Source organism: Kocuria sp. HMSC066H03 (assembly GCF_001812045.1).
Taxonomy (GTDB): Bacteria; Actinomycetota; Actinomycetes; order Actinomycetales; family Micrococcaceae; genus Kocuria; species Kocuria rhizophila.
Map to the genome: position 1 here is coordinate 304,578 of NZ_KV807503.1, position 21,345 is coordinate 325,922.

General features: G+C 71.2%; 20 protein-coding genes. 17 read left to right on the forward strand and 3 right to left on the reverse strand.

From position 1 onward, the window contains the following. The first annotated feature begins 3 nt into the window (after positions 1–3). Entirely contained in the window at positions 4–810 is an 807-nt protein-coding gene (locus tag HMPREF2833_RS01285) for a sulfite exporter TauE/SafE family protein (protein ID WP_019310881.1), read from the forward strand. Between the two features lie 37 nt (positions 811–847). Here the strand turns inward: HMPREF2833_RS01285 and HMPREF2833_RS01290 are convergent, their stop codons facing one another. Next, positions 848–1,900: a hypothetical protein gene (locus HMPREF2833_RS01290; RefSeq protein ID WP_029603517.1), complete on the reverse strand. Its 1,053-nt coding sequence runs from the start codon at positions 1,898–1,900 to the stop codon at positions 848–850. A 96-nt stretch (positions 1,901–1,996) separates the two neighbouring features. Here HMPREF2833_RS01290 and rimP point away from each other — a divergent pair, with 96 nt between their 5' ends. From rimP to HMPREF2833_RS01335, 9 genes are all read left to right on the forward strand, one after another. Beyond that, positions 1,997–2,488 carry a ribosome maturation factor RimP gene (gene rimP / locus HMPREF2833_RS01295; RefSeq protein WP_019310882.1) on the forward strand — a complete coding sequence of 164 codons (492 nt, stop codon included), beginning with the start codon at positions 1,997–1,999 and terminating at the stop codon, positions 2,486–2,488. Between the two features lie 149 nt (positions 2,489–2,637). Next, entirely contained in the window at positions 2,638–3,615 is a 978-nt protein-coding gene (nusA, locus tag HMPREF2833_RS01300) for a transcription termination factor NusA (protein WP_019310883.1), read from the forward strand. Positions 3,616–3,742: 127 nt separating this feature from the next. Next, positions 3,743–4,075 (forward strand): YlxR family protein, encoded by a 333-nt coding sequence (locus HMPREF2833_RS01305; RefSeq protein ID WP_019310884.1) that lies wholly within the window; start codon positions 3,743–3,745, stop codon positions 4,073–4,075. A 125-nt stretch (positions 4,076–4,200) separates the two neighbouring features. After that, positions 4,201–7,092 carry a translation initiation factor IF-2 gene (infB, locus tag HMPREF2833_RS01310; RefSeq protein ID WP_070636365.1) on the forward strand — a complete coding sequence of 964 codons (2,892 nt, stop codon included), beginning with the start codon at positions 4,201–4,203 and terminating at the stop codon, positions 7,090–7,092. A gap of 213 nt (positions 7,093–7,305) precedes the next feature. Then, positions 7,306–7,767 carry a 30S ribosome-binding factor RbfA gene (gene rbfA, locus HMPREF2833_RS01315; RefSeq protein ID WP_019310886.1) on the forward strand — a complete coding sequence of 154 codons (462 nt, stop codon included), beginning with the start codon at positions 7,306–7,308 and terminating at the stop codon, positions 7,765–7,767. Positions 7,768–7,772: 5 nt separating this feature from the next. Then, positions 7,773–8,951, forward strand: a complete 1,179-nt coding sequence (gene truB / locus HMPREF2833_RS01320) for a tRNA pseudouridine(55) synthase TruB (RefSeq protein ID WP_019310887.1) — start codon at positions 7,773–7,775, stop codon at positions 8,949–8,951. After that, entirely contained in the window at positions 8,951–9,322 is a 372-nt protein-coding gene (locus HMPREF2833_RS01325) for a hypothetical protein (RefSeq protein ID WP_019310888.1), read from the forward strand. Before truB ends, HMPREF2833_RS01325 begins: the two co-directional genes overlap by 1 nt. 44 nt (positions 9,323–9,366) lie before the next feature. Next, a complete protein-coding gene (locus HMPREF2833_RS01330) occupies positions 9,367–9,834 on the forward strand; it encodes a hypothetical protein (protein WP_019310889.1) in 468 nt (155 codons plus the stop codon). Positions 9,835–9,879: 45 nt separating this feature from the next. Next, entirely contained in the window at positions 9,880–10,908 is a 1,029-nt protein-coding gene (locus tag HMPREF2833_RS01335) for a bifunctional riboflavin kinase/FAD synthetase (protein ID WP_019310890.1), read from the forward strand. Positions 10,909–11,119: 211 nt separating this feature from the next. Here the strand turns inward: HMPREF2833_RS01335 and HMPREF2833_RS01340 are convergent, their stop codons facing one another. Beyond that, entirely contained in the window at positions 11,120–11,992 is an 873-nt protein-coding gene (locus HMPREF2833_RS01340) for an aldo/keto reductase (RefSeq protein ID WP_019310891.1), read from the reverse strand. A 77-nt stretch (positions 11,993–12,069) separates the two neighbouring features. Beyond that, positions 12,070–12,831 (reverse strand): 5'-methylthioadenosine/S-adenosylhomocysteine nucleosidase, encoded by a 762-nt coding sequence (mtnN, locus tag HMPREF2833_RS01345; protein WP_019310892.1) that lies wholly within the window; start codon positions 12,829–12,831, stop codon positions 12,070–12,072. Positions 12,832–13,019: 188 nt separating this feature from the next. Here mtnN and rpsO point away from each other — a divergent pair, with 188 nt between their 5' ends. The 7 genes from rpsO to HMPREF2833_RS01380 all read left to right on the forward strand — a co-directional run bounded on the left by rpsO (position 13,020) and on the right by HMPREF2833_RS01380 (position 21,304). Then, positions 13,020–13,289, forward strand: a complete 270-nt coding sequence (rpsO, locus tag HMPREF2833_RS01350; protein WP_019310893.1) for a 30S ribosomal protein S15 — start codon at positions 13,020–13,022, stop codon at positions 13,287–13,289. Positions 13,290–13,563: 274 nt separating this feature from the next. Next, positions 13,564–15,819, forward strand: a complete 2,256-nt coding sequence (locus tag HMPREF2833_RS01355) for a polyribonucleotide nucleotidyltransferase (protein WP_019310894.1) — start codon at positions 13,564–13,566, stop codon at positions 15,817–15,819. Positions 15,820–15,839: 20 nt separating this feature from the next. Then, positions 15,840–17,246: a M16 family metallopeptidase gene (locus HMPREF2833_RS01360; RefSeq protein WP_019310895.1), complete on the forward strand. Its 1,407-nt coding sequence runs from the start codon at positions 15,840–15,842 to the stop codon at positions 17,244–17,246. A gap of 11 nt (positions 17,247–17,257) precedes the next feature. Further along, positions 17,258–18,016, forward strand: coding sequence for a 4-hydroxy-tetrahydrodipicolinate reductase (gene dapB / locus HMPREF2833_RS01365; protein WP_019310896.1), 759 nt, complete (start codon positions 17,258–17,260; stop codon positions 18,014–18,016). Then, on the forward strand, positions 18,013–18,648 hold the full coding sequence (locus tag HMPREF2833_RS01370) for a tetratricopeptide repeat protein (RefSeq protein ID WP_019310897.1): 636 nt from the start codon (positions 18,013–18,015) through the stop codon (positions 18,646–18,648). Before dapB ends, HMPREF2833_RS01370 begins: the two co-directional genes overlap by 4 nt. A 9-nt stretch (positions 18,649–18,657) precedes the next feature. After that, complete coding sequence (gene dapA / locus HMPREF2833_RS01375; RefSeq protein ID WP_019310898.1) at positions 18,658–19,593, forward strand: 4-hydroxy-tetrahydrodipicolinate synthase; 936 nt, start codon at positions 18,658–18,660, stop codon at positions 19,591–19,593. A gap of 16 nt (positions 19,594–19,609) precedes the next feature. Further along, positions 19,610–21,304 carry a ribonuclease J gene (locus HMPREF2833_RS01380; protein ID WP_019310899.1) on the forward strand — a complete coding sequence of 565 codons (1,695 nt, stop codon included), beginning with the start codon at positions 19,610–19,612 and terminating at the stop codon, positions 21,302–21,304. Positions 21,305–21,345 lie beyond the last annotated feature (41 nt).

The window sequence follows — 21,345 nt, forward strand, 5'->3', positions numbered from 1 at the left end:
ACGGTGGATGCCTCGTTCCTCAGCGGCTCCGGGCTGGAGTCGGCAACTCCCGGGCTGATCGCCCTGCTCATGGTCACCGGTCTGGCCGCGGGCTTCATCGACGCCGTGGTGGGTGGCGGCGGTCTGCTGCAGCTGCCGGTCACGCTCATGATCCCGGGACTGAGCCCGGTCCAGGCGCTGGCCACCAACAAGATGGGCTCCGTGTTCGGAACGGCCACCTCAGCGGTGACCTTCTACCGCAGGGTGCGCCCGGACCTGCGCACGGCGCTGCCGATGGCGGCGGTGGCCGCGCTCGCGGCGGGCGGGGGCGCGGCGGTGGCCGCGGCCCTGCCCGAGTCCGTGTTCACGCCGATCATCGTGCTGGCACTGATCGCGGTGCTCGTGTTCACGGTGGCGCGTCCGTCCATGGGCCAGCTCACCGAGCTGCGCCACACGGGCGCGCACCACTACGCCCGGGCCGTGGCGCTGGGTGCGCTGATCGGCTTCTACGACGGTGTCATGGGCCCCGGCACCGGATCCTTCCTTATCATCGCGCTCGTGTCCGTGCTGGGGTACAGCTTCCTGGAGGCCAGCGCGAAGGCCAAGATCGTGAACCTGGCCACGAACCTCGGGGCGCTGGCCGTGTTCGCGGCCCACGGCTCCGTCCTGTGGGGGCTGGGTCTGGTGCTTGGGCTGAGCAACATGACCGGCGGCTACCTCGGCGCGCGCACGGCCGTGGCGCGGGGCAGCTCCTTCATCAGGGTCGTGTTCTTCGTGGTGGTCACCGCGCTGATCGTCAAACTGGGGTGGGACGTGGTCTCCGGCTCGTGAGGTCCGTGGCCCCGCGCGGGCTCAGGGCCGTGCGTACTCAGGGCGCGGCGGGAAGCACGGGCACCGGTTCCTGCGGAGCAAGGGCCTGTGCCGTGCGGACGGTGTCCCGCAGGGCCGTGAGCAGCCACACGCGGTCCTCGGAGGGCGACGACGCCGCCGCGGCCAGCAGCGCGCGTGCCGTCTCCTGCTGCGTCAGTCCCACGCTCCGCGCCGGTTCCACCGCCAGGTCACGGGGGAGGTCGTGCCGGGCCGCCACGGGTGACGGCTCGCACGCCAGCAGGGGCTCGACCCGGGGCTGGGACAGCGTGGCGCGAACGTCGTTCGCCACGGTGGTCACGGTGTCCCGGGCGGGACCGTCAGCCATCACGGCGGTGGCGGCCTCGGCGGTGAACGCGGAGCGGTCCAGGGCGGTCGCAGCGGCGAGCAGGTCCTCCTGGCACGGGGCCTCTGTTCCGGTGGGGGAGCCGGCATCCGCGGTGCCCGGCATGGCCCCGGGACGTGCGGAGTCAAAACCCGTCCCGCCGGAGGAACTCGTTGGCACGGCGGCAGGGCTCGTTCCCCGGCCGGAGTCACCCGGGCCGCCCGTCGCCGGGCCCGCCCCCTCGCCGGAGGGGCCCCCGGCGGTGTCGAGCGGAGAGTCGGGCGCCTGCGCGGGAGTTTCCGCGCCCATGCTCTGCTGCGCGGCCCACCAGGACGCGGCCACGGAGGCCGTGTTCCCGGCCAGTTCCTCGTCCGGTGCTGCGACGGACAGGCGGGCCATCCGGTCCGCGGCGTCCGCCAGATCAGCCGGAGGGTTCCACTGCCCGCCCTGTTCGTCGAGGCGTCGTTGCTGCGCGGGTGTGGCCGCGGGACCGAGGGCATCCAGCTGCTGAGCCAGGGCGTCGTCGGGAAGCACGGCAGGATCCGGGGTCAGCTCGCTCCGCACGGACTCGACCGTGGCGCGCGCGGTGAGCCGGGCGGTGTCGTGCTCGGACAGGGGGCGCCAGTACGCCCAGGCGCCTCCCGCGAGCACCAGGATGAGGAGCACGGCGAGGACGGCGGCCGTGATGCGCCAGGGCCGCGCGGGGGCCGGGGACGGGTGGGAGCTCACGAAATTCCTCCGGGGGGACGGGTCTGCTCCATGATAGGGAGGACACCCGACCCGCACAGGCGCCCGGAGCACCGGGCGCGCACGAAAAGAGGACCGATGACTTCCGAGCACGATGCACCCATCCGCGCCGCCGTGGAGCCCGTGGTGGAGGCCGCCGGGCTGTTCCTGGAGGAGTGTGAGCTGAAGGGACAGGGCGGAACCCGGACCCTGCAGGTCCTCGTGGACCTCCCGGACGGCACGGACGCGCTGAGCCTGGACCGGGTGGCCGCCGTGGCGCAGGAGATCTCTGACGCCCTGGACCGCACGGACCCCGTGCCCGGTCCGCCCTACGAGCTCGAGGTGTCATCACCGGGCGCCACACGCTCGCTGGAGACGCCGCGGCACTGGCGGCGCACGGTGGGCCACCTGGTGCGGATCCGGCCGCTCGAGGGCGAGCGCTTCACGGCGCGGCTGCTCGAGGCGCACGACGACCACGCGGTGGTCCAGCGCTCCCACCAGCCCAAGAAGGGCATGCCCGTGAAGCTGCTGGACCCCGAGCGCGTGGACTACGCGAGCATCCGCGGGGCGAAGTCCGAGGTGGAGATCTGAGGCCGGGCCCGGCGATGTAGCATGGCCTGCAACAGATCACGACGTGAGACCCATGCAGCAGCGCACCGCACGCACCCGTGCGGCGCGCTGTTTGGTTCCCGGCCCCGCTCGGGCCGGACAGCCGCGTGGCGCGAAGGAAGGCCGGACACATGGACATCGACATGAGCACCCTGCGACTGCTGGAGCGCGAGCGGGACATCCCCGTGGACGTGTTGATCCCCACCATCGAGCAGGCGCTGCTGCTGGCCTACATGCGCTCGCCCGGAGCGATCGACGGCGCCCGTGCCGAGGTCGAGCGCCGCTCGGGCCACGTGACCATCTGGGCGCCCGAGCTGGACGAGGAGGACCGCCGGATCGGCGAGTTCGACGACACCCCCTCCGGCTTCGGACGGATCGCCGCCGCCACCGCGCGTCAGGTGATCCTGCAGAAGCTGCGGGACGTCGAGGACGACAACGTCCTGGGCCACTTCAAGGGCCGTGAGGGTGAGCTGGTGTCCGGCCAGATCCAGCAGGGCAACAACCCCAAGATGGTCCAGGTGAACCTGGGCACGGTCGAGGGGCTGCTGCCCCCGCACGAGCAGGTCCCGGGAGAGACCTACCGCCACGGCGACCGCATCCGCGCGTTCGTGGTGGAGGCCAAGCGCGGCTTCAAGGGCCCGTCCATCACGCTGTCCCGCTCCCACCCGGACCTGGTGCGCCGGTTGTTCGAGATGGAGGTCCCGGAGATCGCGGACGGCTCCGTGGAGATCGTCACCCTGGCCCGCGAGGCCGGGCACCGCACCAAGATGGCCGTGGAGGCCACGCGCCCCGGTGCGAACGCCAAGGGCGCGTGCATCGGGGACATGGGCTCGCGTGTGCGCGCGGTCATGAACGAGCTCGGGGACGAGAAGATCGACATCATCGACTTCTCCGAGGACCCGGCCGAGTTCATCCTCAATGCCCTGTCCCCGGCCCGGGTGTCGCGCGTCGTCGTGCTGGACGAGGCAGCCCGCTCCGCGCGTGCGGTCGTCCCGGACGCGCAGCTCTCGCTGGCCATCGGCAAGGAGGGACAGAACGCGCGCCTCGCGGCCCGGCTCACGGGCTGGAAGATCGACATCGTCCCGGAGTCCCGCGCAACGGATCGCTGAGACCCGCGGGATTCGGGGGAACGGCGCCCGGCGCGCTAGACTGTGATCTGATCAGGTGGACCATCTGTCGGGACCGTGCGCGCTCAGGCGCCGGGCGGTCCACGGGGATGGCACACGAGGGGCAGGGATGAGCACCACGAGCCTTCGCACCTGCGTGGGGTGTCGCACCGTGACGTCCCCCGATCAACTCGTCCGCGTGACGACGGAGAGCACCGCAGCCGGCCCCCGGGTCGTTGCGGATCTCCGCCGCCAGTTGGGAGGCCGTGGGGCCTGGGTGCACGCCACCCCCCGCTGCGTCGACCTCGCGATCCGGAAACGGGCCTTCAACCGCTCGTTCCGCACCGCGGTCAGCGCGCAGGACCTCATGGAACAGCTCCGCGTGCTCCTGCCCGTGCAGGAGGACGAACACCAGGAAAGCGAGTCAGAAGACCATGGAAAACCGATGAGTGCCGGCCGATGAGTACCTCCACGTACTCACCCCGCAGCCGTGCAGGACACCCGCGCACCGCGCTCGTGTCCGGCGGCGGCTTCAACGGAAGATAAACGGTTCGTACCTGTTTCGGTGCGGACCGAGACAGGAGAACAGTGGCCAAGCCCCGTGTCCACGAGCTCGCGAAAGAGCTCGGAATCACGTCCAAGGAAGCAATTTCCAAACTTCAGGAACTCGGTGAGTTCGTCCGTGGCGCATCGTCCACGGTCGAGCCGCCCGTAGCCAAGAAGCTGCGCACCGCGTTCCCCGCCGGCGGCGACAGCGCCGCGGCGTCCAAGCCCGCGGCCAAGGCCCCCTCCCAGGGTGCCAAGAAGCCCGCGGCCCCGGGCCCGAAGCCCGGCGCCAAGGCACCCGCCAAGCCCGGCGCGTCCAGCGACGCCGCACCGGCCGAGAAGCCCGCGGCGCGCGAGACCCCGAAGACGGCTGCCCCGAAGGCCGAGGCGCCGCAGCGAACCGAGCCGGCCGCGCCGTCGTCGGAGTCCGCAACCCCCGAGGCCCCGGCGAGCAGCGCTCCCAAGCCCGCGGGCGCCACTCCCGGCCCGCGCAAGAGCCCCGCGCCCGGCGCCAAGCCGGGGCAGTCCGCTCCCCGCCCCGGGAACAACCCGTTCGCCTCGCAGCAGGGGATGGGCCGTTCCGAGGGCGGCGCGCAGCGCGGCGGTCCTCGTCCGGGTGGCCAGCAGCGCTCCGCCAAGCCCGGTGCACCGCGCCCCGGCAACAACCCGTTCGCAGCCCAGCAGGGCATGCGCTCGGCCAACTCCGGTCAGGGCGGGCCCCGTCCGGGCGGTCCGCGCCCCGGAGGCCCCCGTCCCGCGCAGTCGGGCCAGGGCGGTCCGCGTCCCGGTGCGCCTCGCACGGGCGCTCCCCGTCAGGGCCAGGGCGGCCCCCGTCCCGGTGGTCCTCGCCCCTCGCCGAACATGATGCCCGGCCAGACCACGAGCGTGGCGCCGATCGGCAGCCGTCCGGCTCCGGGCAGCGGCCCGCGCCGCGGTGGCGGCGGTCCCGGTGGCGGACCCGGTGGCGGCGGCGGATTCCGCGGTCGCGGCGGTCGTGGCGGCACCCAGGGTGCCTTCGGCCGCGGCGGTGCCCGTGGCAAGCACCGCAAGTCGAAGCGGGCGAAGCGCCAGGAGCTCGAGCAGATGAGCGCACCCGCCGTCGGCGGTGTGTCGGTGCCCCACGGCGACGGCAGCACGGTTGTGCGCCTGCGCCGCGGTGCCTCGCTCATGGACTTCGCGGAGAAGATCAACGCCAACCCGGCGTCGCTCGTGACCGTCCTCATCCACCTGGGTGAGATGGCCACGCAGACCCAGTCCCTGGACGAGGAGACCTTCCAGCTCCTCGGTGCCGAGCTCGGCTACCAGATCCAGGTGGTCTCCCCGGAGGACGAGGAGCGCGAGCTGCTCGAGTCCTTCGACATCGACCTCGAGGCCGAGCTGGAGGCCGAGGGCGAGGACGTCCTCGCCCCGCGTCCCCCGGTGGTCACCGTCATGGGCCACGTGGACCACGGCAAGACCCGTCTGCTGGACGCGATCCGGAACACCAAGGTGATCGAGGGCGAGGCCGGTGGCATCACCCAGCACATCGGTGCGTACCAGATCTCCACCGAGGTGGACGACCAGGAGCGCCTGATCACGTTCATCGACACCCCGGGTCACGAGGCGTTCACCGCCATGCGTGCCCGTGGTGCGCAGGTCACGGACATCGCCGTGCTGGTGGTCGCCGCGGACGACGGCGTCATGCCGCAGACCGTGGAGGCGCTGAACCACGCGCAGGCGGCCAACGTGCCGATCGTGGTGGCCGTGAACAAGGTGGACAAGCCGGACGCGAACCCGGAGAAGATCCGCGGCCAGCTCACCGAGTACGGTCTCGTGCCGGAGGAGTACGGCGGCGACACCATGTTCGTGGACGTCTCCGCCCGCGAGAACCTCAACATCGACGACCTGCTGGACGCGATCGTGCTGACCGCGGACGGTGCACTGGAGCTGCAGGCCAACCCGGACAAGAACGCCCGCGGTGTGGCCATCGAGGCCAACCTGGACAAGGGACGCGGTGCCGTGTGCACCGTGCTGGTCCAGTCCGGCACGCTGAAGGTCGGCGACTCGATCGTCGCCGGCGCGGCGTACGGCCGTGTCCGCGCGATGTTCGACGAGATGGGCCGCACCGTGGAGGCGGCCACGCCGTCCCGTCCGGTGCAGGTGCTGGGTCTGTCCACCGTGCCGCGCGCCGGTGACACCTTCCTGGCCACCCAGGAGGAGCGCACCGCCCGCCAGATCGCCGAGAAGCGTGAGGCTGCGGACCGCAACGCCCAGCTGGCCAAGCGTCGCAAGCGCATCACGCTGGAGTCCTTCGACGAGGCCGTGGCCGAGGGCAAGATCGACACCCTCAACCTCATCATCAAGGGCGACGTGTCCGGTGCCGTGGAGGCGCTCGAGGACTCGCTGCTCAAGATCGACGTGGGCGAGGAGGTCCAGCTGCGCGTCATCCACCGCGGCGTGGGCGCCATCACGCAGAACGACGTGAACCTGGCCACGGTGGACAACGCCGTGATCATCGGCTTCAACGTCCGCCCGGCGGAGCGCGTCACGGAGCTCGCGGACCGCGAGGGTGTGGAGATGAAGTTCTACTCGGTCATCTACAACGCCATCGACGAGGTCGAGAGCGCGCTCAAGGGCATGCTCAAGCCGGAGTACGAGGAGGTGGAGCTCGGCACCGCCGAGATCCGCGAGGTGTTCCGCTCCTCCAAGTGGGGCAACATCGCCGGTGCCTACATCACCAAGGGCATCGTCCGCCGCAACGGCAAGGCCCGCCTGGTGCGCGACGGCAACGTGGTGCAGGACAACCTCACCATCGACTCGCTGCGCCGCTTCAAGGACGACGCCACCGAGGTCCGCGAGGGCTACGAGTGCGGTATCGGGCTCGGCTCCTTCAACGACATCCACGAAGGTGACATCATCGAGACCTGGGAGATGCGCGAGAAGCCGCGCGACTGACAGGCTCCACCGGCCGGGGCGCTCCTCGCGGGGCGCCGCGGCCGGTGCGCACGACAGCGTGACCGGATGCCCGGGGACTCCTCGCAGAGGCCCCGGGCATCCGCCCGCACCGCGGTGCGTTCCCGACGCGCCGCTCCGGGCGGACCCGCTCCGGCGGTTCCGCCCCCCGACTTCGGCGGCGCGCCGCGCCGCCCGCACACGAGGAGTTCCACCATGGCCGACGCCGCACGCGCCGCACGACTGGCCGATCGCATCAAGGTGATCGTGGCCCAGGCTCTCGAACGCAGGATCAAGGACCCCCGGCTGGGTTTCGTGACCGTGACCGACGCCCGGGTGACCAACGACCTCCAGCACGCCACGCTCTACTACACGGTCTACGGGGACGAGGAGCAGCGTGAGGAGACGGCCCGCGCGCTGGAGTCCGCCAAGGGCATCCTGCGCTCCGAGGTGGGCAAGAACATCACCGCGCGGCTGACCCCCACGCTCACGTTCGTGGCGGACGAGATCCCCGCGGACGCCGCCCGGTTGGAGACCCTGCTGCGCTCGGCCCGTGAGAAGGACGCCCAGGTGGCGGCCCAGGCAGAGGGCGCCCAGTACGCGGCGGGGGAGGACGCCTACCGCACACCGTCCGACGAGGACGACGCCGAGGGCCCCCGCAGCACTCCGCAGGTCTGAGCGCGGTGGGCGCGCGAGAGGACGTCCCCACCCCGGCCCCGTCCCTTCCGAGGGTCCCGGGGCTCGTGGTCGTGGACAAGCCGCTGGGCTGGACCTCGCACGACGTCGTCGCGCGCATGCGCCGACTGGCGGGGACCCGGAAGGTGGGTCACGCCGGGACACTGGACCCGGCGGCGTCGGGCGTGCTGGTGATCGGTGTGGAGAAGGCCACCAAGCTGCTCACCTGGGTCACCGGCACGGACAAGACCTACCGCGCCGGCATCCGTCTGGGGGCTGCCACCGTGACCGACGACGCCGAGGGCGACGTCACGCGCACGGCGGACCCCGAGCTGCTGGCCGGGATCACGGACGAGCAGGTCATGGCCGCCGTGGCGCGGCTCACGGGCGAGATCCAGCAGGTCCCCTCCGCGGTGAGCGCGATCAAGGTGGACGGTCAGCGCTCCTACGCGAGGGTGCGCAGCGGAGAGGACGTGCAGCTGCCGGCCCGCCCGGTCACGGTGTCCCGGTTCGAGGTGCACTCGATCCGCCGCGCGGAGTCCGCAGCGGGCGACGGCCCCGGGGCGCCCAGGGCCATCGACGTGGACGCGACCGTGACGTGCTCCTCCGGAACGTACGTCCGCGCGCTCGCCCGGGACCTGGGGGAGGACCTCGGCGTGGGCGGACACCTCACGGCGCTGCGGCGCACCCGCGTGGGATCCTTCACGCTGGACTCCGCCCACACGCTGGAGGAGCTCACGGAACAGGTGCGCTCCGGTGCCACGGTGACCACGCTGGCCATTGCCGACGCCGCGCGGAAGCTCTTCCCGGTGCGCGAGCTCACGGCCACGGAGGCCACGGACCTCTCCCACGGCCGTCGCATCCCGGCCTCCAGGACTCCCCGCCACGACGCCGCCCGGGGAGCCGCGGAGACTCCCGTCGCGTGCTTCGCGCCGGACGGGACGCTCGTGGCCCTGGCCGAGAACCGGGGGAGTGCGGAGCAGCGCTACACGACCTCGGTGCTGGGGATCACTGCGGGGACCACGTTCTCCGAGCCGGCACCACGGGAGACACCCGGGGCGGCGGAACACTCCGTGCAGCCGCACGCCGTTGCCGACCAGGCCCCCGGGACCCCGGGTGAGGACCGGGGGAGCGGAGCCACCACGGAAGACACGGACACGACACACGGAGAGCGGGCGGACGACTGATGCTGTGGGGATACGACGGGTGGTTCTGGGCCGCGGTGGTCCTCGGTGTGCTCTCCTGCGTGGTCTGCCTCGTGCAGGCACTGCGAGGTCGGGCACCGGACGACTTCTCCCAGGGCTCGGTGCTGGTCCTCGAGGCGTTCCTGCTGGTGTACTGCGTGGGCTCGCTGCTGCTGCCGGTCCTCGGCCCCTCGGCCTCCGGCAGCGTGCTGGAGTACTGGGGGTACCTCCTCACCGCGCTGCTGATTCCGGCGGGCACGTTCGTGTGGTCCCTCGTGGAGCGGTCCCGGTGGTCCACGCTGATCCTCGCGGCCGCGGGCCCCGTGGTGATCGTGATGGTCTACCGCATGAACTACATCTGGTACTACCAGTGACCCCTGGCGCGCCCGCACCCCAGCACTTCACGGAAGGACAGACGATGGACCGCGAGACCTCGCACAGCACCCTGCAGCAGCGCTTCGGCCGCCGCTCGGGTGCCCGGCGGCACGACCGCAAGAGCACCGGCTTCGGCCGCGTGCTGATCGTGGTCTACTGGGTCTTCTCCCTCTCCGCGGGTGTCCGCTCGCTGTACCAGCTGGCCACCGAGTTCAGCCTGGCGCCCCTGGCGATCCTGCTGTCCACGTTCTCCGCCGCCGTGTACGTGGTGGCCACGATCGCCCTGTCCCGTTCCGGCGCGCGCTGGCACCGCGTGGCCACCGCCGCGGTGCTCGTGGAGCTCGTGGGCGTGCTCGGCGTGGGACTGCTGAGCGTCCTGCACCCCGAGCTGTTCCCCAAGGCCAGCGTGTGGTCCGACTTCGGCGCGGGGTACGGCTACATCCCCCTCGTGCTCCCCGTGGTGGGGCTCGCGTGGCTCTGGGTGACGCGGCCGTCCCGCGCGGAGCGGTAGGCTCTACGAGATGCGCCACCAGCCGAGAAGACATCGAGGAGAGCTGTGATTCGCTGGAGAAGCCTGGACGAGGTCACGCCTGGATTCGGTCCCTCCGTGGTGAGCATCGGCAACTTCGACGGTGTCCACCGGGGCCACCAGGAGGTCTTCACCCGGCTCCTGGACACCGCCCGGCGGCGTGAGGCGCACTCGGTGGTGGTCACGTTTGACCCGCACCCCGCGCTGGTGCACCGTCCGGAGTCCCACCCCGGCCTCATCATGGGCCTCGAGGACAAGCTCGACGCGCTCGAGCAGACCGGTGTGGACGCCGTGCTCGTCCTGCCGTACAGCCTGGAGTTCTCCGAGCTCGGCCCCGAGGAGTTCCTCGTGGACTACCTCGTGAACCCGTTGCGCATGGTCTCCCTGGTCATCGGCTCCGACGTCCGGCTGGGCCGGGACAACTCGGGGGACCTCACCGCCATCCGCGAGCTGGGACACCAGCACGGCTTCGACGTGGTGGTCGTGGAGGACGTTCCCGGAACCCCCGTGGCAGCGGACGCCGATGACACGGACGGTTCCGCGCCACGCCGAGAGGATCGGCGCTGCTCGTCCACCTGGGTTCGCTCGTGCCTGGAGGCGGGTGACATCACGGGTGCCGCCCAGCTGCTCGGTCGGCCCCACCGCATGCGTGGCGAGGTGGTCCACGGTGCGGCCCGTGGCCGGCAGCTCGGCTTTCCCACCGCCAACCTGGCCCCGGAGGCCACGGGCTTCATCCCCGCGGACGGTGTCTACGCCGGGTGGCTCGTGGACCAGGAGGGCGCCCGGTGGCCCACCGCGATCTCCGTGGGGTCCAACCCCACGTTCGAGGGCGTCACCCGTCAGGTCGAGGCCCACGTGATCGACCGCCCCGAGGAGGCCGTGGAGGACTTTGACCTCTACGGGCAGACCGTGGTGGTCGAGTTCGTGGAACGGCTGCGCGGCATGGTGGCCTACCGGGGAGTGGACGCCCTCGTGCTGCAGATGCGCGACGACGTCAGACGCACGCGCGACATCCTGCGCGAACAGCGGCAGACGGGGGAGCGCACCGCGGACTGACGGCTCCGACGCCGCAGGGATCGGCGGCCCGACCGCTCCCGGCGCACGTGCCCGCGCTGCGCCGCGCCGCACGGCTCCCATGCTGCGCCCACGTGCCGTGGCCCGGGGCGTCGTCGGCCCGGGCGCGGCAGGGGTCGTGCAACACGCCTGACCGCCGGTGCCGTCTCTGTCGAGCACCGGCCGCGGGGAGATGACCCCGCGGCCGGTGGACTCACATCTCCTCGTGCACCGCCGGATCGAATCCGGACCCGCTGATCCCGGTGTGCATCATGCGCAACCGCTCCATCTGCTCGTCCGTGAGCTCCCAGCCGAACACGTCGATGTTCTCGGCCATCCGCTCCGGGTTGGAGGACTTGGGGATCGGCACGATGCCGGACTGCACGTGCCAGCGCAGCACCACCTGGGCGGGAGTGCGTCCCTGCCGACGCCCGATCTCCGCGAGCCACTCGTCCTGCAGCAGGTCGGTCTTGCGGCCCAGCGGGGACCACGCCTGCGTGAGGATGCGGTGCTCCTCGTGGAACCGGCGCAGAGCCTCCTGCTGGTACTGCGGGTGCAGCTCCACCTGGTTCACCACGGGCATCTCCCCGGTCTCCCGCTCGAGCCGCAGCAGGTGCTCCGGCAGGAAGTTGGACACACCCACGGAGCGCACGAGGCCCTCGTCCCGCGCGGCCAGCATCTCCTGCCAGGTCTGCACGTACTGGTCCACGCCCGGATTGGGCCAGTGGATCAGGTACAGGTCCAGGTGGTCGGTGCCCAGACGTGTGAGGGTCTCCTCGAGCGAGCGGCGCACGCTCGCCCGGCCGTGGTCGCGTCCGGGAATCTTGGAGGTCAGGAACAGATCGTCCCGGGGAATGCCGCTGTGGCGGATGCCCTGGCCCACGCCGCGCTCGTTGCCGTAGTTCACCGCGGTGTCGATGAGCCTGTAGCCGCGCCACAGGGCCTCCGGGATCAGGGCCTCCGCCTCGGCGTCGTCCATGGGGTACGTGCCGAAGCCCAGCTGCGGGATCTCGTGGCCGTCCCGCATCACGTGGGGGGCCACCTCCGGCGCGGTGTCCCGGAGGTCCTGGGTCTTGTCCTTGCTCATGCGTTCCTCGTCTTCCTCGATGCCTGTCTGGTCTGGTGCACTGCTCTCACCGGACAGTATCCCCGGTGATCCTGGATTCACGCCCGGTCGGCGCCCTCGAGCGCGGGCAGCACCCGCAGCACAGCCCGGGCGCTGATCCGTGCGACCACGTCCAGCTCCAGGTGGAACTGCTGGTCGGCCGCGGGGCCGCACAGGTCGGAGATGCTGCGCACCGCGAGGAACGGGGTCCCGTGGCCCGTGCACACCTGCGCCAGGGCGGTGGTCTCCATGTCGGTGCTCAGCGCCTCGGGGAAGACGTCACGGGTGGCCCCCACGTTCTCGGCGGTGACGAACGAGCCGCCGGAGAGCATGGTGCCGCGCCACAGCTGCCGTCCCTCCTCCGCGGTGAGGCGCTCCGCCGCGGTCACGAGGGGCTCGGCGGCGGTGAAGGACTCGGGCATCCCGGGCACCTGCCCCGGGGCGTACCCGAAGGCGGTCGCGTCCGCGTCCGCGTAGCGGAACTGCGTCCCGACCACGAGGTCGCCCACGTTCACGTCCGCGCGCAGCCCGCCGCAGGACCCCGCGGACACGACGGCGCTCGGCTCGAACCGCTCGAGGGCGGACGTCAGCGCCGAGGCCGCGTTGACCAGCCCGATGCCCGTGCGGACCAGGAGCACGGGCCCGCCCTCCAGCTCCAGGGCGTGCAGCTGCGCGCCTCCCACCTGCTGGGGGATCGAGCAGCGGGCCGTGGCGAGGTCGAGGAAGGGCTGCGCCTCCTCGGCCATGGCGACCACCACGGCGGGTGCGCCCACGCAGGCGGCGAACAGGGCGGCGTCGTCGGACGTGTCTGTGCTGTGCATGCCACCATTGTCCCAGTCCGCTCGGACACGCACGCCAGGGGAGCGGTGCGGTGCTCCGCGGCGGCATCGGCTAGGATGGTCAACGGTCTGACTGCGGTCCGTGGCGGTCGGGCCCCGGGGCACGCCCCGGACCCCGGGCGGGAATCTCACGCACCGGGCGGTCACGGTACTGACTCTAGGAGTTACCCATGGCACTGGATGCCGCTGTCAAGAACCAGATCATCACCGAGTACGCCACCCACGAGGGCGACACCGGTTCACCCGAGGTGCAGATCGCCGTTCTGTCTCGCCGGATCTCCGATCTGACCGAGCACCTGAAGATGCACAAGCACGACCACCACACCCGTCGCGGCCTCATGGCCCTGGTGGGACGCCGTCGTCGCATGCTTGACTACCTGCGTCGCACTGACATCGCCCGCTACCGTGCGCTCATCGAGCGCCTCGGCCTGCGCAAGTGATGTGAGTCCCGGCGATTCCCCGCCCTCCCCACCGGGAGCGCGGGGAATCACCACACCCGGCGCTGTCCGTGACGGACACCGCCGCGGCCCGCGGTGACGCGAGCCGACCGGGTCCACAGGACCCGCAACCACAGAACCAACCATCAGACTGTGCAGCCCGCCGCATGTCGCGGTCCTCGACAGTGGCCTTCGCAACGCGGGAGCGGTGCGAGCGCCTCGATCGAAGACCGGTGTGTCGCGCGGGTTGCGCACCACGAAGAAACGGAGGTGACCCGTGGAGGGTCCCGAGATCCAGAGTGCAGAAGCCGTCATCGACAACGGCTCCTACGGACAGCGCGTCGTGCGCTTCGAAACCGGGCGGCTCGCCCGTCAGGCCGCCGGTGCGGCCATGGTCTACATCGACGAGGAGACCTCGATGCTCTCGGCCACGGCCGTGGGCAAGCACCCCCGTGAGGGCTTCGACTTCTTCCCTCTGACGGTGGACGTCGAGGAGCGCATGTACGCCGCGGGCCGCATCCCCGGCTCGTTCTTCCGCCGCGAGGGCCGCCCGTCCACGGACGCGATCCTCACGTGCCGCCTGATCGACCGCCCGCTGCGCCCCGCGTTCGGCAAGGGCCTGCGCAACGAGGTGCAGGTGGTCGTCACCGTCATGTCCATCGCGCCGGACGAGATCTACAACACCGTGGCGATCAACGCCGCCTCCATGTCCACCACGCTCTCCGGCATGCCCTTCCAGGGCCCCGTGGGCGGCGTGCGCATGGCGCTCATGGCAGAGGAGAACGGCGGCCACCAGTGGATCGCGTTCCCCAAGCACTCCCAGCTGGAGAACGCCGTGTTCGACATGGCCGTGGCCGGCCGCGTGGTGACCACCAAGGACGGCGGCCAGGACGTCGCCATCATGATGGTCGAGGCCGAGGCCACCGACAACGCGTGGGAGCTCATCAAGGGCCAGGGTGCCGTCGCGCCGTCGGAGGAGCTCGTGGCCGAGGGCCTCGAGGCCTCCAAGCCGTTCATCAAGGCGCTGTGCGACGCCCAGGCGGACCTCGCGGCCCGCAACCGCAAGCCCGAGCTGGATCTGCCCCGCTTCGGCGGTTTCGGTGACGACGCCGCCCAGGCCGTCGAGGAGTTCGCGGGCGAGCGCATGGCCCAGGTCTACTCGATCGCCGGCAAGCAGGAGCGCGAGGCCGCCACGGACGAGCTGCACCAGTCCACGCTGGCCGAGCTCACCGGGGAGGGCAAGCCCTTCGAGGGCCGCGCGGACGAGGTCAACGGCGCCTACCAGGCCCTGACCAAACAGACCGTGCGCCAGCGCATCCTCAAGGACAAGGTGCGCATCGACGGCCGCGGTCTCACGGACATCCGCCAGCTCAGCGCCGAGGTGGACGTGCTCCCGCGCGTGCACGGCTCCGCGCTGTTCGAGCGCGGCGAGACCCAGATCATGGGTGTCACCACGCTGAACATGCTCAAGCTGGAGCAGCAGATCGACTCGCTGTCCCCGGTGAAGAGCAAGCGCTACATCCACCACTACAACTTCCCGCCGTACTCCACGGGCGAGACCGGTCGCGTGGGTTCCCCCAAGCGCCGCGAGATCGGCCACGGCGCCCTCGCCGAGCGTGCGATCACCCCCGTGCTGCCCTCGCGCGAGGAGTTCCCCTACGCGATCCGCCAGGTCTCCGAGGCGCTGGGCTCCAACGGCTCCACCTCCATGGGCTCCGTGTGCGCCGCCACGCTGTCGCTGTTCAACGCCGGTGTGCCCCTGCGCGCCCCTGTGGCGGGCATCGCCATGGGCCTGGTCTCCGACACCGTGGACGGTGAGGTCCAGTACGCGGCCCTGACCGACATCCTCGGTGCCGAGGACGCCCTGGGCGACATGGACTTCAAGGTCGCCGGCACCTCCGAGTTCGTCACGGCCATCCAGCTGGACACCAAGCTGGACGGCATCCCCGCCTCCGTGCTGGCGTCCGCGCTGACCCAGGCCCGTGAGGCCCGCCTCTACATCCTGGACGTGCTGACCTCCGCGATCGACGCCCCGGACGAGATGAGCGAGTTCGCCCCGCGCGTGATCTCCGTGAACGTCCCCGTCTCCAAGATCGGCGAGGTCATCGGCCCCAAGGGCAAGATGATCAACCAGATCCAGGAGGACACCGGCACGGACATCTCCATCGAGGACGACGGCACCGTGTACATCGGTGCCACCGACGGCCCCTCCGCCGAGGCCGCGCGCTCGGCGATCAACGCGATCGCCAACCCGCAGGTCCCGGAGGTGGGCGAGCGCTACCTGGGCACCGTGGTCAAGACCACCACGTTCGGTGCGTTCGTGTCCCTCACCCCGGGCAAGGACGGTCTGCTGCACATCTCCGAGATGCGCAAGCTCAACGACGACAAGCGCGTCAACGAGGTGGACGACGTCCTGTCCGTGGGCCAGAAGGTCCAGGTGGAGATCACCAAGGTGGACGACCGCGGCAAGCTGTCGCTCGCCCCGGTGGTGGCCGGATCCGACTCGGACGCCGCGTCCGAGGACGAGAACTGAGCAGAGGTCACCCGCACCAGATGACGGTTGTTCACCTTCCCCTGAAGGCGGGCAGTCCCGAGGAGCACGGCTCCCCGGAGGACGCCCGCCTTCGGGCGTATCCAGACACGGACCCGGCCGGAGGCTTCACCCACACGGTCCACGACGACGCCGACGGCGCGGTCATCATGCGCACGGTCCTGCCGTGCGGCACCCGCGTGCTCACGGAGAAGATGCCCGGGCAGCGCTCGGTGTCCGTGGGGTTCTGGGTGAGCCTGGGCTCCCGGGACGAGGCCCCGGGCATGCTGGGCTCCACCCACTTCCTGGAGCACCTGCTGTTCAAGGGCACGGCCCGGCGCAGCTCCCTGGAGATCGCCGAGGCCTTCGACCGAGTGGGCGGAGAGTCCAACGCGTTCACGTCCCACGAGCACACGTGCTACCACGCCCGGGTGCTCTCCGAGGCGCTGCCCATGGCCGTGGACGTCCTCGCGGACATGTTCACGGGCGCGGTGCTGGACCCCGAGGAGTTCGACCGCGAGCGCGGCGTGATCCTCGAGGAGATCGCCATGGACCGGGACGACCCCACGGACTTCGCGTTCGAGCAGTTCACCGAGCAGGTCTTCCACGGCTCCCCGCTGGCGCGTCCGATCGCGGGCACGCCCGAGGAGATCCGCAGCGTGGCCCGGGACGCGGTGTGGGAGCACTACCGCGGGGCCTACCGGCCCGAGAACCTGGTGGTCACGGTCGCGGGCGGGCTCGAGCACGAGAACGTGGTCCAGCTGGTCCGCGAGTCGCTGGCCCGCGCGGGCTGGGATCCGGACACCGCCGGGGGAGCGGGCGCGCGCCGCCCCACCACCCCCGCGCTGCTGACGCCGCTCACGGGCACCCGCGCGCTGAACAGACCGGTGGAGCAGGCCAACGTGGTGCTGGGCGGGGCCGGGCTGCAGTCCGGTGACGAGCGTCGTTTCACCATGACCGTGCTCAACGCGGCCCTGGGTGGTGGCATGTCCTCCCGGCTGTTCCACACCATCCGCGAGCAGAAGGGCCTGGCGTACTCCACGTTCTCGTTCTCCGGCTCGTACTCGGACGCCGGGTTCTTCGGCATGTACGCCGGCTGCACGGCGGACCGCGTGGACCGGGTCACCGGGCTGATGCGCGACGAGCTGGACCGCCTGGCCCAGGACGGCATGGACGCCGCGGAGCTCGCCAAGGTGGAGGGCCAGCTCAGCGGGGCCACCGTCCTCGCCCTGGAGGACACGGGCTCGCGGATGTCCCGGCTGGGTTCCGCGGAGCTCAAGACCGGGGTGTTCATGGACCTGGACGAGTCCCTGCGCCGGATCCGCGCGGTCACGTCCCAGGACGTCCAGCAGCTCGCCGCGGATCTCGGCGCGGACGCGACCGTCCGCACGGTGGTGGGACCCGGCGTCGCCCGGGAACCGCAGGAATGAGGGGAACGGACATGGCAGAACCGATCCGGGTGGCCGTCCTCGGCCGCGACGGCCGCATGGGCTCCGAGGCGGTGCGCGCCGTCGACGCCGCCCCGGACCTCGAGCTGGTCGCGGCACTTGGCCGCGGGGACGGTCTGGAGCAGCTGCTCGAGGCCCGCGCGGAGGTGGTCGTGGACCTCACGGTGCCCGCCGCCACGCGGGAGAACGTGCGCTTCGCGGTGTCCCACGGGATGCACGCGGTCGTGGGCACCACGGGCTGGGACCGGGCCGCCCTGGACGAGCTCGAGGCCCAGCTCGCCGAGTCCCCCGCAACCGGGGTGCTGATCGCCCCGAACTTCGCGGTGGGGGCGGTGCTGGCCATGAAGTTCTCGGAGCTGGCAGCACGGTTCTTCGACTCCGTCGAGGTCGTGGAGCTGCACCACCCGCGCAAGCTCGACGCGCCGTCGGGCACCGCGGCCCGGACCGCCGCCCTCGTGGCCGCGGCCCGCCAACGGGCGGGTGTGGGAGCCTCCCCGGACGCCACGGAGTCCGATCCGCACGGCGCACGCGGTGCGGTGGTGGACGGCGTGCACGTGCACTCCGTGCGGCTGCAGGGTCTGGTGGCCCACCAGGAGACCCTGCTGGGAAACACGGGGGAGCAGCTCACCGTGCGCCACGACTCCTTCGACCGCGCCTCGTTCATGACCGGTGTGCTGCTGGGGATCCGCCGGGTGGCGGAGCACCCCGGGCTCACGCACGGTCTGGACGGCTACATGGATCTCGGACTGTGAGCCGGGCAACGGGGCGCAGCGGGCTGCGCTGGTGGGCCGCACTGGCCATCCTGCTGCTGGTCCTCACCGTCCTGCTGCTGCCCATCCCGTCCGTGTCCAAGGTGTGGATCATCGCGGTGCTGGTCTTCGCGGGCGTGTTCACGGTGCTCGAGGCCGGGTCCATGGGGCGCGCCCTCGCCGCGCTCATGATCGCCCTGCTGACCCTCTACCTGGGGGTGTCCTTCCAGCGGGCCTGGCTGCTGCTGGGCACCGAGGGCTGGGTGCCCAAGCTGCTGGGGCTCGCCATGGTCGTGATCCCCGCGGTGGGCACGTGGGCCATGGTGCGGGAGATCCTCTTCGGAGCCCGCACCGCGCGGCTGGGGCGCGAGCTCGCGGCCCGCGGCGAGCTGCCGGTCGACGAGCTGCCCCGCACACCGTCGGGACGCTACGTGCGCGCCGCCGCGGACGCGCACTTCGACGTGGTGCGGCGGGAGGTCGAGGCGAGCCCCGAGGACTGGGGCGGGTGGTACCGCCTGGGCCTGGCCTACTCGGCCAGCGGTGACAGCCGCCGGGCCCGGGGCGCCATGCGCACGGCGATCGCCCTGCACCGGGGGGCGGACCCCGAGACGGCGCTCGCGCGGTCCGGGCGGTAACCTGTGGGCATGACACACGAGAGCTTCCCCGCGCCCACGGACCGTCCCGCGCCCCTGTTCGGGACCCTGCTCACCGCCATGGTCACGGTCTTCCACGAGGACCGCTCCGTGGACCTCGAGGCCACCGCGGCCCTCGCCGTGCAGCTCGTGGACGACGGCTGCGACGGCCTGGTGGTGTGCGGCACCACGGGGGAGTACTCGACCATGACGGACGAGGAGAACCTCTCGGTGTTCCGCGCCGTCAAGGACGCCGTGGGCGGGAGGGTCCCCCTGCTCGCGGGCACGGGATCCAACGACACCGAGCACTCCCGGTACCTCTGCCTCGAGGCGGAGAAGATCGGGATGGACGGTCTGCTCGTGGTCACCCCGTACTACAACAAGCCCACCCAGGCCGGTGTCGAGGCCCACTTCCGCTCGCTCGCGGACTCCGTGGACACGCCCATCATGATGTACGACATCCCGGGCCGCTCCGGGATTCCGATCGAGCCCGGGACCATGATCTCGCTCGCCTCGCACCCCAACATCGTGGCCGTCAAGGATGCCAAGGCGGATTTCGTCGCCGCGTCCCGCGTCATGGCGGAGACGGACCTCGTGTTCTACTCCGGCGACGACGGTCTCACCCTCCCGTGGATGGCCACCGGCGCCGCCGGGCTCGTGGGCGTGACCACCCACGTGGACACCGCGCGCTACCGCCGCATGATCGACGCCGTGCTGGCCTCGGACCTCGAGACCGCCCGCAGGCTCAACGCGGAGCTGCTGCCCCTCGTGCGCGCCACCATGACGCGCGTGCCCGGGGCCGTGGCCGCCAAGACCATTCTTCAGTGGCAGGACCGCCTGCCGAACGCCGTGGTGCGCCTGCCGCACCTGGCACCAACGCACACCGAGCTGGAGCAGATCCGTGCGGATCTGAGCACGTCGGTGATTGCGGACACTCTGACCAACTAGCAATGAAAGGGGTCTCATGACCCAGTGGAACTCTTCCGATCTCGCTGAACCCCCCGCCCTGGCCAAGGACACGCTCCGCGTGGTCCCCCTGGGTGGCCTGGGGGAGGTCGGCCGGAACATGACCGTGTTCGAGATCAACGGGCAGCTGCTCGTGGTGGACTGCGGTGTGCTCTTCCCCGAGGAGACCCAGCCCGGCGTGGATCTCATCCTCCCGGACATCAACAACATCCGGGACCGCGTGGACGACATCGTGGCGATCGTGCTCACGCACGGCCACGAGGACCACATCGGCGCCGTCCCGTACCTGCTCAAGCGCCGCCCGGACATCCCCGTGATCGGCTCCCAGCTCACCCTCGCGCTGATCGAGGCCAAGCTCCAGGAGCACCGCATCAAGCCGTTCACCATGGCCGTGCGCGAGGGCCAGGTGGAGCGCCTCGGCGAGTTCGAGTGCGAGTTCGTGGCCGTGAACCACTCCATCCCGGACGCCCTGGCCGTGTTCCTGCGCACCAAGGCCGGCACCGTGCTGCACACGGGTGACTTCAAGATGGACCAGCTGCCCCTGGACGGGCGCATCACGGACCTGCGCCACTTCGCACGTCTGGGCGAGGAGGGCGTGGACCTCTTCCTCACGGACTCCACGAACTCCGAGGTCCCGGGGTTCATCCCCTCCGAGAAGGCGATCGGTCCCGTGCTCGCGGACGTGGTCTCGCGAGCCAAGCAGCGCGTGATCGTGGCCTCATTCTCCTCCCACGTGCACCGCGTGCAGCAGGTGCTCGACGCCGCCGTGGCCAGCGGTCGCAAGGTCGTCCTCATGGGCCGCTCCATGATCCGCAACATGGCGATCGCGGAGAAGCTCGGCTACCTGGACGTCCCGCCGAACGTGCTCGTGGACCAGAAGAAGGTCGGGGACTACCCGGACGACAAGATCGTCATCATGTGCACCGGTTCCCAGGGCGAGCCCATGGCCGCGCTGTCCCGCATGGCCAACGGGGACCACAAGGTGCAGGTCAACGCGGGGGACACCGTGATTCTCGCGTCGTCGCTGATCCCCGGCAACGAGAACTCCGTGTTCCGCGTGATCAACGGCCTCATGCGCCTGGGCGCGAACGTGGTGCACAAGGGCAACGCCAAGGTCCACGTCTCCGGCCACGCCGGTGCCGGAGAGCTGCTCTACTGCTACAACATCGTGGAGCCCGAGTACGTCATGCCGGTGCACGGCGAGATCCGCCACCTGATTGCCAACGGCGAGCTGGCGCGGGAGACCGGCGTGCCGGACGACCACGTGATCCTCGCCGAGAACGGAACCGTGGTGGACATGCACGCCGGGAAGGTGAAGATCACCGGCCAGGTGGAGTGCGGCTTCATCTACGTGGACGGCTCCTCCGTGGGGGAGATCACGGACGCGGACCTCAAGGACCGCATGACCCTCGGTGAGGAGGGCTTCATCTCGGTGGTGACCGTCGTGAACCGGGACACGGGCAAGATCGTCTCCGGTCCGGACATCCACGCCCGCGGCGTGGCCGAGGAGGACAAGGTCTTCAACGAAATCCGCCCCAAGGTGGCCGCGGCCCTCGAGGACGCCCTGAGCGAGAGCGGCAAGAACCACACCGCCCACCAGCTGCAGCAGATCGTGCGCCGCACCGTGGGCTCGTGGGTCTCCCGCAGGCTGCGTCGCAAGCCCATGATCGTGCCGGTGGTCGTGGAGGCCTGACGCCCCCGCGCCCCGCACGCACCCCACGGCCCGTCCGGTCA